Raw genomic sequence first — 16,285 nt, forward strand, 5'->3', positions numbered from 1 at the left:
GCTTGATTTTCTGCAGCTGCAAAGTAATAAAGTTGCATCTTGACGCGCGAACGCGCCACTTTGTTACCAAGGAGCCGTCATGTTGGACAATATGCCACGCGGGACGATCTGCATCGAAGACATCGAAATCGGGATGACACGCCATCTGCGTAAGGTCGTGACCGATACGGATATCGAGATGTTTGCGCAGGTCTCTACCGACCATAACCCAGTGCATCTGGATGACGATTACGCCCGCGACACGATCTTTGAAGGGCGCATTGCCCATGGGATGCTGACCGCCGGGCTGATCTCGGCGGTGATTGGTGAACAGCTTCCCGGTCACGGCACAATCTACCTCGGGCAATCGCTCAAGTTCCTTGGCCCCGTGCGCCCCGGCGACATGGTGCTGGCCGAAGTCACAGTGACCGACATGGACATCGCCAAACGTCGCGTAAAAATGGACTGCCGCTGTTCGGTCGATGGCAAACCGGTGCTCGCCGGTGAGGCCACGGTGCTTGCCCCCTCGGCCAAGCTAGACTGAGGGGACGGTTTCGCTGCCTGAGCATCTTGCCCTTGCGCCGCCGCGCAGCTAGGCAAGGCACATGCGGATCATCCGAGATTATCAATTCGTCGACCTTGCAGATCGCGGTGCCACCGCTGCGATTGGCAATTTTGATGGCGTGCACCTTGGCCACCGGTCGGTGATCGAACTTGCACAGAGTGCCGCCCCCGATGCGCCCCTTGGCGTCGTCACCTTCGAGCCGCATCCCCGCGAGTATTTCGCCCCCGATGCCCCGCCCTTCCGCCTGATGGGCCGCGAATCCCGCGCGCATCGGCTGGAAAAGATCGGCGTTAAGCGGCTCTATGAGCTGGCATTCAACAGCACACTGGCCAGCCTGAGCCCCGAGGCATTCGCCCGCGACGTGCTCCACGACGGGCTGGGGCTGGCGCATGTGGTTGTGGGCGCTGACTTCTGCTTTGGGAAGGGCCGCGCGGGCACGGCGGAAGATCTCGCCCGTTTCGGCGCGCAATATGGTTTCGGCGTCACCATCGCCCCGCTGATGGAGCGCGATGACCTCACCGTGTCCTCAACCGCGATCCGCGAAGCGCTGACGCGTGGTGAAACCCGCGAAGCGGCGGCGATGCTGGGTCACTGGCACCGCATCGACGGACCGGTGATCTCGGGCGAGCAGCGCGGGCGCGAGTTGGGCTTTCCTACCGCGAACATGTCGATTGACGGGCTGCACCCGCCTGCCTTTGGTGTCTATGCCGTGTTGGTGGATGTGCTCGCGGGGCCGCATAAGGGCAGCTATCACGGTGCGGCCAGCATTGGTGTGCGGCCCATGTTCGGTGAGAACAAAGCCAACCTGGAAACCTATCTCTTTGACTTCAAAGGTGATCTCTACGGCGCGCCGCTGTCTGTCGGGCTGGTCGAACACCTGCGCGGCGAAGAAAAGTTTGACAGCCTCGACGCGCTGATCACCCAGATGGGGGCCGACTGCGACCGCGCTCGAACCATTCTGGCGGCGCTATGAGCGATCCGATACCCCGCAAGGGCCTGACCCCGAAATTCTGGGAGAAGAAGCCGCTCAAAGAGATGTCGCAGACCGAATGGGAGGCGCTCTGCGATGGCTGCGGTAAATGCTGCCTGAACAAGCTAGAAGACGAAGATAGCGGCGAAGTGGCCCTGACCCGCGTCGCCTGCCGCCTGCTTGATGATAGCACCTGCCGCTGTGTGCATTACGAAAACCGGCATGAATTCGTGCCCGACTGCATCGTGCTGCGCCCCGACAACCTCGATACCCACGCCTATTGGATGCCCCAGACCTGCGCTTACCGCCTCCTGTGGGAGGGCAAGCCCCTGCCCGAATGGCACCCCCTGCTGACCGGCACTCCCGACAGCGTCCATGACGCCGGGGTCAGCGTGCAATTTGATACCGTGTCCGAATTTGATACCCCGTTCGAAGAATGGGAAGACCATATTATCGAGGAGCCCACCTGATGTTTTTCGCCTCTGACAACGCTGGCCCCGTCCACCCCAAGGTGATGGAGCGCGTGATCGCGGCCAATAGCGACTACGCGATGCCCTACGGCAAAGACCAGATCATGGATGAGGTGCGCGCGCAGTTTCGCGAACAGTTTGAGGCACCTGAGGCGGAGGTCTACCTCGTCGCCACCGGCACCGCGGCCAATGCGCTGGCGCTGGCCTGCTACACCCAGCCGTGGCAGACGATCTTTTGCTCCAAGGTCGCGCATATCGAAGAGGATGAGTGCAACGCGCCGGAGTTCTACGCAGGTGCGGCCAAGCTGACACTGGTAGAGACCGACGACAAAATGTCCCCCGACGCCCTGCGCCGCGCCATCGTCGCGCGGGCGGCGGGCGATGTGCACACGCCGCAACGCGGCCCGGTGTCGATCACGCAGGTTACGGAACGCGGCGGGGTGCATAGCCTTGAAGAATTGCAGGCGCTGACAGCGGTGGCCAAGGAATACGACCTGCCCGTACATATGGACGGCGCGCGTTTTGCCAATGCGGTGGTGGCTCTGGGCTGCACCCCGGCTGAGATGACGTGGAGATCGGGCGTTGATGTGGTCAGCTTCGGCGGCACCAAGAACGGCTGCATGGGGGTCGAGGCGGTGGTCTTTTTCGACCCCAAAAAAGCATGGGAATTCGAGCTGCGCCGCAAGCGCGGGGCGCATCTGTTTTCCAAACACCGCTTTCTGTCGGCGCAGATGGCGGGCTACCTTGCGGATGGGGCTTGGCTGGAAACGGCCAAGACGGCCAACGCAAATGCGGCGCATCTGGCCCAAGGGCTGCGCAAAGCGGGGGCGGAATTCCTACATGAGCCTGCGGCAAACATGATCTTTGCCCGCTTCCCCCGCGCCATTCACCGCAAGTTGCATGACGCAGGCGCGCGCTATTACCTTTGGGATGGCACGCTGGACGGCGATGGTAACGAGATGCTGGCCGCGCGGATGGTCTGCGACTGGTCGATCAGCCGTGACCAGATCGACCAGTTCCTAAGCCACTTCTAAGCAGTCACGCCAGCGGCACGTCGTTCAGGAAATCGCGTATCGCTTCGGCGACTTCGGCGGGGTGCGTGATCGGCACCATATGCCCTGCCCCATCGACTGAAACCCGCCGCGCGTTCGGCAGACGGCGCATCAGCGACGCATTGATCGCATGCGCAGCTTTGGGCGACCCGCTCCCCTCCACCAGCAGTGCGGGCATTGACGCGCGGTCGAACATGCCCGGCGCCAGCAACCCGGCGCTGTCCTCTCCGAGGAAGGGCGAAGAGGCGGGGATGAAACCGATCCGATCCACCATATAGGCGCGGGTCGGTTCGGGAATTTGGTCCCATTTCGTGCCATCGCCCCAGACCCGGTTGAACAGCCGTGCAGCGGTCTCCTTGTCGCCCTCGGCCAAGGCGGCCTCAAATGCCGCGTTCTGTTCATTGTATTCAGCCATCGCGTCAGGATCGTCCTGCTTGGCAGCGGCGAAATAGACTGGCTCAATCAGGGTAATGCTGCGCACCAATTCGGGGTGCTCGATCGCCAGCCGCAGCGCGACCGTCGCACCAAAGGAATGGCCAATCAGATCCATCGGCGCTTCGAGCAAGCTGAGCGCCATGTCGGTTGCTACGTCGTGGATATTGCCCTGCCCGTCCCAATCGCCGGACCGCCCGTGCATCGGCAGATCGAAGGCCCGCAGGGTCAGCTCGTCCGATAGGGCAGCCCCAACGCCCCGCCACGCACCGGAGTGCGCAAGCGAGCAATGGATCGCCAAGGCCGGGCGCGGGCCGTGACCGAAACGGCGCGCGTTGACCTCTGGGATCACAGCTTGCCCCCGAGGTGCAGATCAAGGTCTTCCAAACGGTCCTGTCCCCAGAACCGCTGATCCCCAACGATATAGAAGGGGGCGCCAAAGACACCTTGAGTGACGGCTTCCTCAAGGTTGGCGGCATAGGTCTCGGCCCCCTGCAGCAAGCCGCTGTTCGCCAGATCGGGGTCAAAACCAGCCTCTTCCAAACAGGCCCGGACCACATCGTCATGGCCGATGTCCTTTTCTTCGGCCCAGACGGCGCGGGTGATGGCATGGGTCAGCTTGCCCAGATCACCGCCCCCGGCATTCTGCGCGGCGATCACCGCATAGGCCGCAGGCGCGCCGTTGGTGGGCCAATGCGCGGGCTTGAGGTTGAAGGGCAGACCCAGCTTGCGCGCCTGACGCGGCAAGTCTTGCGCGCGGTACTCATTGCGGCTGGGGTGACGCTCTGCCGGGGGCATGCCGCCGGTGCGCGGGAAGGCCGCGATAATGTCGAAAGGCTTGTACACGATCTCAGCACCGTGCTTTTCGGCGATCTCCTCAAGCCGATTCCCGGCGAGGTAGCAATAGGGTGACAGGGTCGCGAAAAAATAGTCGATCCGGGCCATTTGGCTCTCCTTCGGGGGCGGTGTAGCTTTGCCCGACCGTAAGCGCATGCTAAGCGGTGTCAACGTCACGAATCTGCAACCTACCGCTGCCCCGGAGCCCCTATGCCACGCACTTCAGAACCAAAACTGATCTCAGGCAATGCCAATATGCCGCTTGCCAAGGCCATCGCGCGGCGCATGTCGCTGCATCGCGGCGTTAACGTGGGGCTCGTCGATGCGCGGGTCGAACGGTTCAACGACGGCGAGATTTTCGTCGAAGTTTATGAGAACGTGCGCGGCGAGGATATGTTCATCATCCAGCCAACGTCGAATCCCGCGAACGACAACCTAATGGAACTGATGATCATGGCCGACGCGCTGCGCCGCTCCTCGGCGGCGCGTGTAACGGCCGTTTTGCCCTACTTCGGCTATGCCCGTCAGGACCGCCGCACCAAAGCCCGGACGCCGATCACCGCCAAGATGGTCGCCAATATGCTGACCGGCAGCGGTATTGAACGGATCCTGACGATGGACCTGCATGCGGCGCAGATTCAGGGCTTCTTCGATATCCCGGTCGACAACCTCTACGCCTCGCCGATCTTTGCACTGGATATCAAAGACGCCTTCAAAGACCGGATGGATGAGCTGATGGTCGTCAGCCCCGACGTTGGCGGCGTGGCCCGTGCGCGTGAACTGGCCAAGCGGATCAACTCGCCCCTGTCGATCGTCGACAAACGCCGCGAGAAGGCAGGCGAAGTGGCTGAAATGACCGTGATCGGCGACGTGAAAGGCAAGACCTGCCTGATCGTAGACGACATCTGCGACACGGCTGGCACGCTGTGCAAAGCTGCCGAAGTCCTGCTGGAGAATGGCGCGAAGGAAGTACACTCCTACATCACCCACGGTGTCATGTCCGGCCCTGCGGTTGAGCGGGTCGAGAACTCGGTCATGAAATCGCTGGTCATCACCGACAGCATCGCGCCGACCCCTGCGATCAAGAAAGCGCCGAACATCCGCATCGTCCCGACCGCGCCGATGTTTGCCCAAGCGATCTTGAACATCTGGAACGGCACCTCGGTCTCTTCTCTGTTCGAGGCGGAAACGCTGGGCCCGATCTATGACGGGATGTACGCGGCAAGCTAGGCCGCAGACTGTGATCTAGGGCTGGCCTCCGCGGGCCGCCCTCCCCCTGCTGGGCCGCTCTCCCCCACCGAGCGATGCACCTAGCCGACGACCCAGTCGTCATCCCCCCCCACCGCGCCAATCGCTGTCCATGCCAAACGCGCCCGTGCAACGCGGGTGTCGCCCCATGTGCGGAACACCATGTCAAAGCCAGTCTCGGTCACCACCTCGGCGCCGATATCGGCGCGGGTGACGGTGCTGGCGTCGATGTCCCAAAGCGACATGCTCACCTGAACATGCGGCGGCTCCCGGAAGGGTTCTGAAAAGCTGATCCGGCGGCGGCGTTCGCGCTGGCCCTCGCCCGTCCACATCGATCCGCCGTCTTCGAACTCAGAAAACAGCATGACATCGCCACTGTCCACGCCGATGGTATGGCTGCGAAGTCGTTTCATATCTCGGGCCTGCTTGAATTTAGGGTCACCGCGCAATGATGCCGCAGCAGGGGGAGGCATAAAAGCAAAAAGCCCCGCCGAGGCGGGGCTTTTCACTGATTTTCAAAGCATTACAGGCTGGGCTGCTTGCTCGACAATCCGATGTGATCGCCAACGGCAACCATATCGGCCAAAAGCTTGGCTGCGTCATCCACGGGACCGGGTTCGTTTTCCCAGTTGTCCTTGGCGCGGGTGTAGACGGCATGCGCCTCTGCCACCATGCTGTCCATCTGCTCCTGCGTCATGTCGGCACGCGCCACGGCACGTTCCGCCAGCACAGACACGCCGCCCTGACCGCCGATTTCGGCGAAACCGCCGGTCACGACATATTCAGACGTGCCCTCCGGCCCTTCCACGCGCAGAAGGCCCGGACGCAGGGTGGTGATGGTGGGCGCATGATCGGCCATGGCCGTCATGTCGCCCTCAGTGCCCGGAATCTGCACGGCCGTCACCTGCATCGATGCCAGCCGCCGTTCCGGCGAAACGAGGTCGAATTGCATTGTGTCTGCCATTGTCAGCGCTCCTTAAGCGGCGTCTGCCGCCATTTTCTCGGCTTTCGCCTTCACGTCTTCGATGCCACCAACCATGTAGAAGGCACCCTCGGGCAGGTGATCGTATTCACCGGCAACCACGGCCTTGAAGGAGGCGATGGTTTCTTCCAGCGGCACCTGAACACCGTCGGAGCCCGTGAACACTTTCGCCACGTCGAAGGGCTGGCTGAGGAAACGCTCGATCTTACGCGCACGTGCCACGGTCAGTTTGTCTTCTTCGCTCAGTTCATCCATGCCGAGAATGGCGATGATGTCCTGAAGCGATTTGTAGCGCTGAAGCACCTGCTGCACGTCTGTCGCCACCTTGTAGTGCTCGTCGCCGATGATCAGCGGGTCGAGCAGACGCGAGGTGGAGCCAAGCGGGTCAACCGCCGGGTAGATGCCCTTTTCCGAGATCGAACGGTCAAGAACCGTTGTCGCGTCGAGGTGCGCAAAGGAGGTCGCAGGCGCCGGGTCGGTAAGGTCATCCGCAGGAACGTAGACGGCCTGCACGGAGGTGATCGAACCGGATTTGGTCGACGCAATACGCTCCTGCATCACGCCCATATCGGTCGCCAGCGTTGGCTGGTAGCCCACAGCCGAAGGAATACGGCCCAGCAGAGCGGACACTTCGGAACCGGCCTGCGTGAAGCGGAAGATGTTGTCGACGAAGAACAGAACGTCGGAACCGGATTCGTCGCGGAACTGCTCGGCCAGTGTCAGGCCGGTCAGGGCGATCCGCATCCGCGCACCGGGAGGTTCGTTCATCTGGCCGTAGACCAGTGCAATTTTCGAATCGACGAGGTTGTCAGGGACGATAACGCCGGATTCGATCATCTCGTGGTAAAGGTCGTTGCCCTCACGGGTACGCTCACCCACGCCCGCGAACACCGACAGACCGGAGTGCACTTTGGCGATGTTGTTGATCAGTTCCATGATGAGAACCGTCTTGCCCACGCCGGCACCGCCGAAGAGACCAATTTTACCACCCTTGGTGTAAGGCGCCAGAAGGTCGATGACCTTGATGCCTGTCACGAGGATTTGTGTCTCGGTGGACTGCTCAGCGAACTCAGGCGCTTCGCCGTGAATGGCGCGTGTCGCGTCAGAGTTTACCGGACCCTGTTCGTCAACCGCGTCGCCGGTGACGTTCATGATACGGCCCAGTGTGGCGTTGCCCACGGGCACGCGGATCTGGTCGCCTGTGTCTGTCACGGCCTGACCGCGCACCAGACCTTCGGTCGCGTCCATCGCGATGGCGCGAACCGTGTTTTCGCCAAGGTGCTGCGCCACTTCGAGAACCAGCGTTTTGCCCTGGTTTTCGGTGTGGAGCGCGTTGAGAATCTCCGGCAGGTCGCCTTCGAATTGAACGTCAACGACAGCGCCGATGACCTGTGTGATTTTACCGACAGCATTTGCCATGTCGTTTCTCCGATTTGCTTACAGCGCTTCCGCGCCGGAAATGATTTCGATCAGCTCGTTGGTGATGACAGCCTGACGCGAGCGGTTGTACTGGATGGTCAGTTTGTCGATCATCTCACCCGCGTTGCGTGTGGCGTTGTCCATCGCCGACATCCGCGCACCCTGCTCGGACGCGCCATTCTCCAGCAGAGCCGAGAAGATCGCCGTGGCGACCCCGCGCGGCAGAAGATCGGCCAAGACCGCCTCTTCGCTGGGTTCATAGTCGAACAATGTGGACGCACCGCTGTCTTCGTCCGCGTCTGCTTCGAATTTGGCGGGGATGATCTGCTGCGCCGTCGGCGTCTGCATCACCACGTTCACGAACTTCGCATAGAAGATCGTCGCCACGTCAAATTCGCCCGCGTCAAAGCGGTTCAGCACGTCCTGCGCGATGTTTTGCGCATCACCATAGCCGATCTTTTTGACTTCGCTGAGGTCAACGTGACCGACCAGATGGTCGCCCAAGTCACGCCGCAGCGCATCACGGCCTTTTTTGCCAACGGTGAGGATTTTCACCTCTTTGCCCTGGGCCAGCAGTTCACGCGCATGGGCTTTCGCCTTCTTCGCGATGTTGCTGTTGAAGCCGCCGCACAGCCCGCGTTCGGCGGTCATGACCACCAGCAGATGCACTTTGTCTTCACCCGTGCCGCTAAGCAGCTTGGGCGCGCTATCGGAGCCGCCGACACTGGCCGCGAGCCCTGCCATCACGGCATTGAACCGCTCAGTATAGGGACGCGAAGCCTCGGCAGCCTCCTGCGCGCGGCGAAGTTTCGCCGCGGCAACCATTTGCATGGCCTTGGTGATCTTGCGGGTCGATTTGACCGACGCGATCCTGTTCTTCAGGTCCTTGAGATTTGGCATTGCCTTATCTCCCGTTTAAGCGAAGTCGGCGGCGAAACCGTCAATGGCGGCTTTGATCTTCTCTTCCAACTCGCCTTTGACCTTGCGGTCATTGTTGGTGATGTCCTTGAGAAGGTCGTCGTGCTTGCTACGCAAATGCGCCAGCATGCCTGCCTCAAAACGGCCGACATCTGCCAGAGCGACCTTGTCGAGATAGCCGTGTGTACCAGCGTAGATCACGCAGACGATTTCCGAGTTGGTCAGCGGCGCGTACTGCGGCTGCTTCATCAGTTCGGTCAAACGCGCACCACGGTTCAGCAGCTGCTGAGTTGCGGCGTCAAGGTCGGAGCCGAACTGAGCAAAGGCCGCCATTTCGCGGTACTGAGCCAGCGACAGTTTCACCGGGCCAGCTACGCTCGACATCGCCTTGGTCTGAGCCGAGGAGCCAACGCGCGAAACCGACAGACCGGTGTTCACAGCAGGACGGATGCCTTGGTAGAACAGTTCGGTCTCAAGGAAAATCTGACCGTCGGTGATCGAGATCACGTTGGTCGGAATAAACGCGGAAACGTCGCCACCTTGGGTTTCGATGATCGGCAGAGCCGTCAGCGAGCCGTTGCCAGCTTCGTCACCCAGCTTCGCGGAACGCTCAAGCAGGCGGGAGTGGAGGTAGAAAACGTCGCCCGGGTAAGCTTCGCGGCCCGGCGGGCGGCGCAGCAACAGGGACATCTGACGGTAGGACACGGCCTGCTTGGAAAGGTCATCATAGATGATCAGCGCGTGGCGGCCGTTGTCGCGGAAGTGCTCGGCCATCGCGGTGGCGGCATAGGGTGCGAGGAACTGCATCGGCGCAGGCTCGGACGCGGTCGCGGCCACAACGATGGAGTAGTCGATCGCGCCGGTTTCTTCGAGCTTTTTCACAAGCTGAGCAACGGTCGAACGCTTCTGGCCGATGGCGACATACACGCAGTACATCTTTTTGCCTTCGTCGTCGCCAGCAGCAGCGTTAACCTGCGCTTGGTTCAGCATCGCGTCGAGGGCGACAGCGGTTTTACCGGTCTGACGGTCACCAATGATCAGCTCACGCTGGCCACGGCCGATTGGGATCATCGCGTCAACGGACTTGAGGCCAGTTGCCATCGGCTCATGCACCGATTTACGCGGGATGATGCCCGGCGCTTTGACGTCGGCGATGCCGCGCTTGGTCGCGCCGATGGGGCCTTTGCCGTCGATGGGATTACCCAGACCGTCAACAACGCGGCCCAGCAGTTCGTCACCGATTGGCACGTCCACGATGGAGTTGGTGCGCTTGACGGTGTCGCCTTCTTTGATGTCACGGTCGGAGCCGAAGATAACAACACCCACGTTGTCCGCTTCGAGGTTCAGGGCCATGCCCTGAATGCCACCTGGGAATTCGACCATCTCGCCAGCCTGAACGTTGTCCAGACCATAGACGCGGGCGATACCGTCACCGACGGAGAGAACGCGACCCACTTCGGCCACTTCGGTTTCCTGACCGAAATCCTTGATCTGGTCTTTCAGGATCGCAGAAATCTCTGCTGCTTGGATACCCATTTATCCGACCTCTTTCATTACATTCTGGAGGGAATTGAGCTTGGAACGGATCGACGTATCGATCATTTTCGAGCCCACTTTGACGACAAGACCGCCGATGAGGCTTTCATCAACGGTCGCATGAAGTGATACTTTTTTGCCGGTGGAGGCATTGAGCGACTTGGTCAGCTTGTCCGCCTGCGTCTTGGTCAGCGCCTTGGCCGTGGTGACATCAGCGGTGATCTCGCCTTTGGCTTCGGCAATCGTCTCGCGCAGCGATTTAACCAGCGCGGGCAGCACAAACAGACGACGCTTTTGCGCCATCAGCGCCAGCGTGTTCGCCATGGTCTTGGTCAGGCCCATCTTGTCGGCCAGCACTTTGATCGCCCCGGCCTGCTGATCGCGGGTATAGAGCGGCGAAGAGATCAGGCGCTGAAAGTCATCGCTGTCGGTCAAGGCCGCTTCAAGCGCGTCAAGATCGCCCTCGATGGCATCGACCTGATTGGCCTCGCGGGCCAGATCATACACGGCTGTCGCGTAGCGTTCCGCGATGCCGGTGGAAATGGAAGCAGGTTCGGACACGTCCATCCTCTCGTTCAATAAGCGCCGGATATGCGAAGATGTCGCGTCACCAGCAGTTGGCGCGGCTTGAAGTTACCCAAGACGTCTAAATCAGGGGCGATGTAGCAGACAGGTTCGCGCCCGGCAACACAGTATAGGCAGGTAATGTTCCCACGCGCGGCAATATTACAAGGGCTGCTGCATGAAACGGCTTTTTGACGCAGGAAAATGCTGCCGTTGTGGGCGCGCCCGCGGGCCGAGGGCGAATCCATGGTCCCAATACGAGCTTAGCCCAGAGCGGCAAGGCCTAGACCGGCTTTGCCTGCGGCTCGCCGATGCCCTCCAACACCCCAATCGCGCGCCGCGCGGTGCTGCGCTGCGGACGACCCCGCGGCGGGTAGACCAGTTTCGTCGCCTCCACCAAGATCGCACCACCGCCCATCATCGTTGGCATTTGGCGACCGATTTTCTCAAACAAAGGGGCTGATTTCATCCAGATTCGCTGCTGTGAAGGGAACTGGAACAGCGCGCCAAGGTGCCGTTCAGGTAAAAATTGATGTTTGCGCAGCTGCGTCTCCAGCTGCCCCGGTGAATAAGGCCGCCCATAGCCAAAGGGCGTGCGATCCCGCCGCGCCCACATGCCTGCCCGGTTTGGCACAATGAACAGGGCCTTGCCCCCCGGCCCCAGCACGCGCCAACATTCATCCAACAACTCACTGGGCCGCTCCGAGGTCTCAAGCCCGTGCATCAGCACCAGCTTATCGACCGCCCCCGTCTCTATCGGCCAAAGTGTCTCTTCGGTAAGGACCGATGTATTGGGCATCCCCGCAGGCCAGGGCATCACACCTTGCGGGCCGGGCATCAACACCATCACCCTTCGTGCATCCGCGAGATAGGGCCGCAGGAGGGGGGCGGCAAAGCCAAAGCCAACGACGGTCTGCCCCTTCGCTTCGGGCCAAAGTTCCAGCAAGCGCCCGCGCAGGGATTTCTGCGCCGCACGTCCCAACGCGCTGCGATAATAGAAATTGCGCAGATCCTGTACATCAAGATGCATTGCAGCCCGCCTTGGTGAGTGTCACTCTGACCCGACCATAACAACACAGCGAGGTAAGACGCCATGGCCTTTGATCTGGTCACGATTCCATGTCTGTCGGACAATTACGCTTTCCTGCTGCGCGACCATGACAGCGGCGCGGTAGCGCTGGTCGATGTACCCGAAGCCGCCCCGATCATGGCAGAGCTTAACCGCCGGGGCTGGACGCTGAGCCAAGTCTGGTTGACCCACCACCACCCCGACCATGTCCAAGGGCTGGCCGAGGTCCTGACCCGCTTCCCCGCCGAAGTGATCGGGGCCAAGGCCGACGCTCACCGCCTGCCCCCGCTAGACCGCGACATGGCAGAGGGCGACACCGTTGAACTTGGCGCGCTAAAGGCCGAGGTGCTGGATGTCTCGGGCCACACCGTCGGCCATATCGCCTTTCACGTGCCGGATGCCAAAGCGGCCTTTACCGCCGACAGCCTCATGGCGCTTGGCTGTGGCCGCCTGTTCGAAGGCACGCCCGCGCAGATGTGGGACAGTCTGCAAAAGCTGGCCGCCCTGCCCGGCGATACGACGATCTGCTCCGGCCACGAATACACCGCCACCAACGCAAAATTCGCCCTGACCGTTGATCCGGATAATCCCGCCCTTATATCAAGGGCCAAGGACATCGACAGCGCCCGCGCCAAGGGGCAGCCGACCGTCCCCTCGCCGCTTTCACTGGAACTAGAAACCAATCCCTTCCTGCGCCCTTCCGACCCGGCCATTCGCGCGACATTGGGGATGCCAGACGCCACCGACACAGAAGTGTTCACCGAAATCCGCAGGCGCAAAGACCAGTTCTGAATGCCTGCAATCATGGCCCAAAGTCCTCGCTCACGGCAAATGTGACCGATTCGGACCAGAATCTTCTTGAAGATGGGCGATGATCAACCAAACTCTAATACTATGAGGCCATGGTCGGACCGGGGCCTGAGATATCTCAGCACCTCACCGACCCCGATCGAAAAGGAGCACGCCCGTGCCTTCATTCTCGACTACACTTGAGCAGGCAATCCACGCGGCCCTCGCGCTGGCAAACGCCCGCCGCCACGAATTTGCAACGCTCGAACATCTGCTGCTGGCCTTGCTCGACGAACCCGACGCCGTGCAGGTCATGAAAGCCTGTTCCGTTGATGTCTCTGACCTGCGCGAAACGCTGGTCGAATTCGTCGACGATGATCTGAGCAACCTGATCACCGACATTGACGGTTCCGAAGCGGTACCCACGGCGGCCTTCCAGCGCGTGATCCAGCGCGCCGCGATCCACGTGCAATCCTCGGGCCGGACCGAAGTGACGGGCGCGAACGTGCTGGTCGCCATCTTCGCCGAACGTGAAAGCAACGCCGCCTACTTCCTGCAAGAACAGGATATGACCCGCTATGATGCGGTGAACTTCATCGCCCATGGCGTCGCCAAAGACCCGGCATATGGTGAATCCCGCCCCGTCACAGGCGCACCAGAAGCCGAAGAAGAGGCCCAAGGTGTCACCGATGGCGACAAGAAGGAATCCGCGCTGGCGAAATACTGCGTGGACCTCAACGCCAAATCCCGCGAGGGCGATATCGACCCGCTGATCGGCCGCGAGGGTGAGGTTGAGCGCTGCATTCAAGTGCTCTGCCGCCGCCGCAAGAACAACCCGCTGCTGGTGGGTGATCCGGGCGTGGGCAAAACCGCCATCGCCGAGGGGTTGGCACGCAAGATCGTCGCCGGTGAAACGCCCGAGGTTTTGGCCAACACCACGATCTACTCGCTCGACATGGGCGCGTTGCTGGCTGGCACCCGCTACCGCGGTGATTTCGAGGAACGGCTCAAAGCTGTCGTGACCGAGCTGGAAGAACATAAAGACGCAGTGCTGTTCATCGACGAGATCCACACCGTGATCGGTGCCGGTGCTACCTCGGGTGGCGCGATGGATGCCTCCAACCTGCTGAAGCCTGCGCTTCAGGGCGGCAAGCTGCGCACCATGGGCTCCACCACCTATAAGGAGTTCCGCCAGCACTTTGAGAAAGACCGCGCGCTGTCGCGCCGGTTCCAGAAAATCGACGTGAGCGAGCCTTCGGTCGAAGACGCCACCAAGATCCTCAAGGGTCTGAAACCCTATTTCGAAGAGCATCACAGCGTCAAATATACCTCCGACGCGATCAAGACCTCTGTCGAACTGGCGCACCGCTATATCAACGACCGCAAGCTGCCTGACTCAGCGATCGACGTGATCGACGAAGCGGGTGCCGCACAGCATCTCGTGGCCGCCTCCAAGCGCCGCAAGACCATCGGTACCAAGGAGGTCGAAGCCGTGGTGGCCAAGATCGCCCGCATCCCGCCGAAAAACGTCTCCAAGGACGACGTGGTGGTGCTGAAGGATCTGGAAAGCTCGCTCAAGCGGGTGGTCTTTGGGCAGGACGATGCCATCGTGGCGCTGTCTTCAGCCATCAAACTGTCCCGCGCGGGCCTGCGCGAGCCGGACAAACCCATCGGCAACTACCTCTTCGCCGGACCAACCGGTGTGGGTAAAACCGAGGTGGCCAAGCAACTGGCCGACACGCTGGGCGTGGAACTGCTGCGCTTCGACATGTCGGAGTATATGGAGAAACACGCCGTCTCTCGTCTGATCGGCGCGCCTCCGGGCTATGTCGGTTTTGATCAGGGTGGCATGCTGACCGATGGCGTGGACCAGCATCCGCACTGCGTGCTGCTGCTCGACGAGATGGAGAAGGCGCATCCGGATGTTTACAACATCCTGTTGCAGGTGATGGACCACGGCAAGCTGACCGATCACAACGGCCGCACAGTGGATTTCCGCAATGTGGTACTGATCATGACCTCCAACGCTGGTGCTTCCGAGCAGGCGAAAGAGGCCGTAGGCTTTGGCCGCGAACGCCGCACTGGTGAGGACACCGCTGCGATCGAGCGGACCTTCACGCCGGAGTTCCGCAACCGCCTTGATGCCATCATCAGCTTTGCGCCGCTGCCGAAATCGGTGATCCTGCGGGTGGTCGAAAAGTTCGTGCTGCAACTCGAAGCGCAACTGATGGACCGCAACGTGACCATCGAACTCAGCAAGAAGGCCGCCGAATGGCTTGCCGACAAGGGCTACGACGACAAGATGGGCGCACGCCCCTTGGGCCGCGTGATCCAGGAGCACATCAAAAAGCCGCTGGCCGAGGAACTGCTCTTTGGCAAACTGGCCAAAGGCGGTGTGGTCAAGGTTGGCGTCAAGGACGACGCGCTGACGCTCAAGGTCTTGGGCACCGAAAGCAAGCGCCTGTCAGGTGATCGGCCCCCGCTGCTCACCGCGGAATGATCACACGGGCCGCGCTGGCCCTGATCCTCTCCTCCGCCAGCCCTGCGCTGGCGGAGGATGTGCAACTGGCCTTTCCGCTGGATTGCACCCTCGGGCAGGATTGCCACATCCAACAGTATATGGACCAAGACCCAAGTGCCGCGGCGCACGATTACCGCTGTTCGAGGCTGACCTATGACGGACACAAGGGCACCGATTTCGCCCTGCCCGACCGAGCAGCGATGGCGGCAGGTGTCACCGTTCGCGCAGCGGCGGCTGGCGTGGTCAAAGGGCTACGAGACGGCATGGCCGATGGCGCGCCACTCTCGAAAGTCCAAGGGCGCGAATGCGGCAACGGCGTGGTGATCGACCTCGGCCGCGGGTGGGAAACACAGTACTGCCACCTGAAACGCGGCTCACTGCGCGTGACGGACGGGCAAGAGGTCGCTGTCGGCGACGCTCTCGGGCTGGTCGGCCAGTCCGGCAAGGCCGCCTTCCCGCATCTTCACCTTTCGTTGCGCCACAATGGCAATCCGGTTGATCCATTCGCCCCCGAAGGCAACGGCTGCGAGGAACCAGCTGTGTCTCTCTGGCAAGACACCCCGCCCTACCGCCCCGGTGGGCTGATCGCGCTCGGCTTTGCGGACCGCATTCCCAGCTATGATGAAATCAAGGCGGGCGATGCCAATCACGACACCCTCCCCAAGGATGCGCCTGCCTTGGTCATCTACGGTTACAGCTATGGCACCCAAAAGAACGACGTGCTGCGCCTCAGCCTTGCGGGGCCAAGCGGCACCGTGATCGAAAGGGATGTGGTGCTAGAGAAACCGCAGGCGCAGTCGTTTCGTGCCATCGGCAAACGCGCCGCCGCCGGAACATGGCCCGCCGGGCGCTATCGCGGCACGGTTACCCTGCTGCGCGATGGCCGGGTGATTGACGAAAAGACCGGCGCGTTGACGCTGCAATAGGCCGGCTT

General features: G+C 61.5%; 17 protein-coding genes. 8 read left to right on the forward strand and 9 right to left on the reverse strand.

Translation table 11 applies throughout. The annotated features are described in order from the left end of the window. The first annotated feature begins 79 nt into the window (after positions 1-79). The 4 genes from K3762_RS14445 (at position 80) to K3762_RS14460 (ending at position 3,018) form a co-directional block, all read left to right on the forward strand. Positions 80-523 (forward strand): MaoC family dehydratase, encoded by a 444-nt coding sequence (locus tag K3762_RS14445; protein ID WP_067940580.1) that lies wholly within the window; start codon positions 80-82, stop codon positions 521-523. A 61-nt stretch (positions 524-584) separates the two neighbouring features. Beyond that, complete coding sequence (locus K3762_RS14450) at positions 585-1,517, forward strand: bifunctional riboflavin kinase/FAD synthetase (protein ID WP_132444282.1); 933 nt, start codon at positions 585-587, stop codon at positions 1,515-1,517. Further along, a complete protein-coding gene (locus K3762_RS14455) occupies positions 1,514-1,984 on the forward strand; it encodes a YcgN family cysteine cluster protein (protein WP_120351725.1) in 471 nt (156 codons plus the stop codon). Before K3762_RS14450 ends, K3762_RS14455 begins: the two co-directional genes overlap by 4 nt. Beyond that, positions 1,984-3,018, forward strand: coding sequence for a low specificity L-threonine aldolase (locus K3762_RS14460; RefSeq protein WP_132444281.1), 1,035 nt, complete (start codon positions 1,984-1,986; stop codon positions 3,016-3,018). Before K3762_RS14455 ends, K3762_RS14460 begins: the two co-directional genes overlap by 1 nt. Positions 3,019-3,022: 4 nt before the next feature. Here the strand turns inward: K3762_RS14460 and K3762_RS14465 are convergent, their stop codons facing one another. Both K3762_RS14465 and K3762_RS14470 read right to left on the reverse strand, forming a co-directional pair. Further along, entirely contained in the window at positions 3,023-3,820 is a 798-nt protein-coding gene (locus K3762_RS14465; RefSeq protein ID WP_120351727.1) for an alpha/beta fold hydrolase, read from the reverse strand. Further along, complete coding sequence (locus K3762_RS14470) at positions 3,817-4,413, reverse strand: 2-hydroxychromene-2-carboxylate isomerase (RefSeq protein ID WP_120351728.1); 597 nt, start codon at positions 4,411-4,413, stop codon at positions 3,817-3,819. Before K3762_RS14470 ends, K3762_RS14465 begins: the two co-directional genes overlap by 4 nt. A 102-nt stretch (positions 4,414-4,515) precedes the next feature. Between K3762_RS14470 and K3762_RS14475 the strand changes: the two genes are divergently transcribed. Further along, on the forward strand, positions 4,516-5,535 hold the full coding sequence (locus tag K3762_RS14475) for a ribose-phosphate pyrophosphokinase (RefSeq protein WP_120351729.1): 1,020 nt from the start codon (positions 4,516-4,518) through the stop codon (positions 5,533-5,535). A gap of 80 nt (positions 5,536-5,615) precedes the next feature. Here K3762_RS14475 and K3762_RS14480 read toward each other — a convergent pair whose 3' ends face one another. The 7 genes from K3762_RS14480 to K3762_RS14510 form a co-directional block, all read right to left on the reverse strand. After that, positions 5,616-5,966 carry an H-type lectin domain-containing protein gene (locus tag K3762_RS14480; RefSeq protein WP_260010196.1) on the reverse strand — a complete coding sequence of 117 codons (351 nt, stop codon included), beginning with the start codon at positions 5,964-5,966 and terminating at the stop codon, positions 5,616-5,618. Positions 5,967-6,076: 110 nt separating this feature from the next. Next, positions 6,077-6,517: a F0F1 ATP synthase subunit epsilon gene (locus K3762_RS14485; RefSeq protein WP_067629565.1), complete on the reverse strand. Its 441-nt coding sequence runs from the start codon at positions 6,515-6,517 to the stop codon at positions 6,077-6,079. 12 nt (positions 6,518-6,529) lie between these two features. Continuing rightward, entirely contained in the window at positions 6,530-7,954 is a 1,425-nt protein-coding gene (atpD, locus tag K3762_RS14490) for a F0F1 ATP synthase subunit beta (protein WP_067629563.1), read from the reverse strand. 18 nt (positions 7,955-7,972) lie between these two features. Next, positions 7,973-8,854, reverse strand: coding sequence for a F0F1 ATP synthase subunit gamma (locus K3762_RS14495; protein ID WP_067629562.1), 882 nt, complete (start codon positions 8,852-8,854; stop codon positions 7,973-7,975). 15 nt (positions 8,855-8,869) lie between these two features. After that, positions 8,870-10,408, reverse strand: coding sequence for a F0F1 ATP synthase subunit alpha (gene atpA, locus K3762_RS14500; protein ID WP_132444279.1), 1,539 nt, complete (start codon positions 10,406-10,408; stop codon positions 8,870-8,872). Continuing rightward, positions 10,409-10,969 carry a F0F1 ATP synthase subunit delta gene (locus K3762_RS14505; protein ID WP_206054286.1) on the reverse strand — a complete coding sequence of 187 codons (561 nt, stop codon included), beginning with the start codon at positions 10,967-10,969 and terminating at the stop codon, positions 10,409-10,411. Between the two features lie 286 nt (positions 10,970-11,255). After that, a complete protein-coding gene (locus K3762_RS14510; RefSeq protein ID WP_132444277.1) occupies positions 11,256-12,002 on the reverse strand; it encodes a class I SAM-dependent methyltransferase in 747 nt (248 codons plus the stop codon). A gap of 63 nt (positions 12,003-12,065) precedes the next feature. Here K3762_RS14510 and gloB point away from each other — a divergent pair, with 63 nt between their 5' ends. From gloB to K3762_RS14525, 3 genes are all read left to right on the forward strand, one after another. Beyond that, positions 12,066-12,833, forward strand: coding sequence for a hydroxyacylglutathione hydrolase (gloB, locus tag K3762_RS14515; RefSeq protein ID WP_260010200.1), 768 nt, complete (start codon positions 12,066-12,068; stop codon positions 12,831-12,833). Positions 12,834-13,008: 175 nt separating this feature from the next. Then, a complete protein-coding gene (gene clpA / locus K3762_RS14520; protein WP_132444275.1) occupies positions 13,009-15,330 on the forward strand; it encodes an ATP-dependent Clp protease ATP-binding subunit ClpA in 2,322 nt (773 codons plus the stop codon). Beyond that, positions 15,327-16,277, forward strand: a complete 951-nt coding sequence (locus tag K3762_RS14525; protein ID WP_132444274.1) for a M23 family metallopeptidase — start codon at positions 15,327-15,329, stop codon at positions 16,275-16,277. Before clpA ends, K3762_RS14525 begins: the two co-directional genes overlap by 4 nt. Positions 16,278-16,285: the final 8 nt, after the last annotated feature.

Source organism: Sulfitobacter sp. W074 (assembly GCF_025142275.1).
Lineage (GTDB): Bacteria > Pseudomonadota > Alphaproteobacteria > Rhodobacterales > Rhodobacteraceae > Sulfitobacter > Sulfitobacter profundi.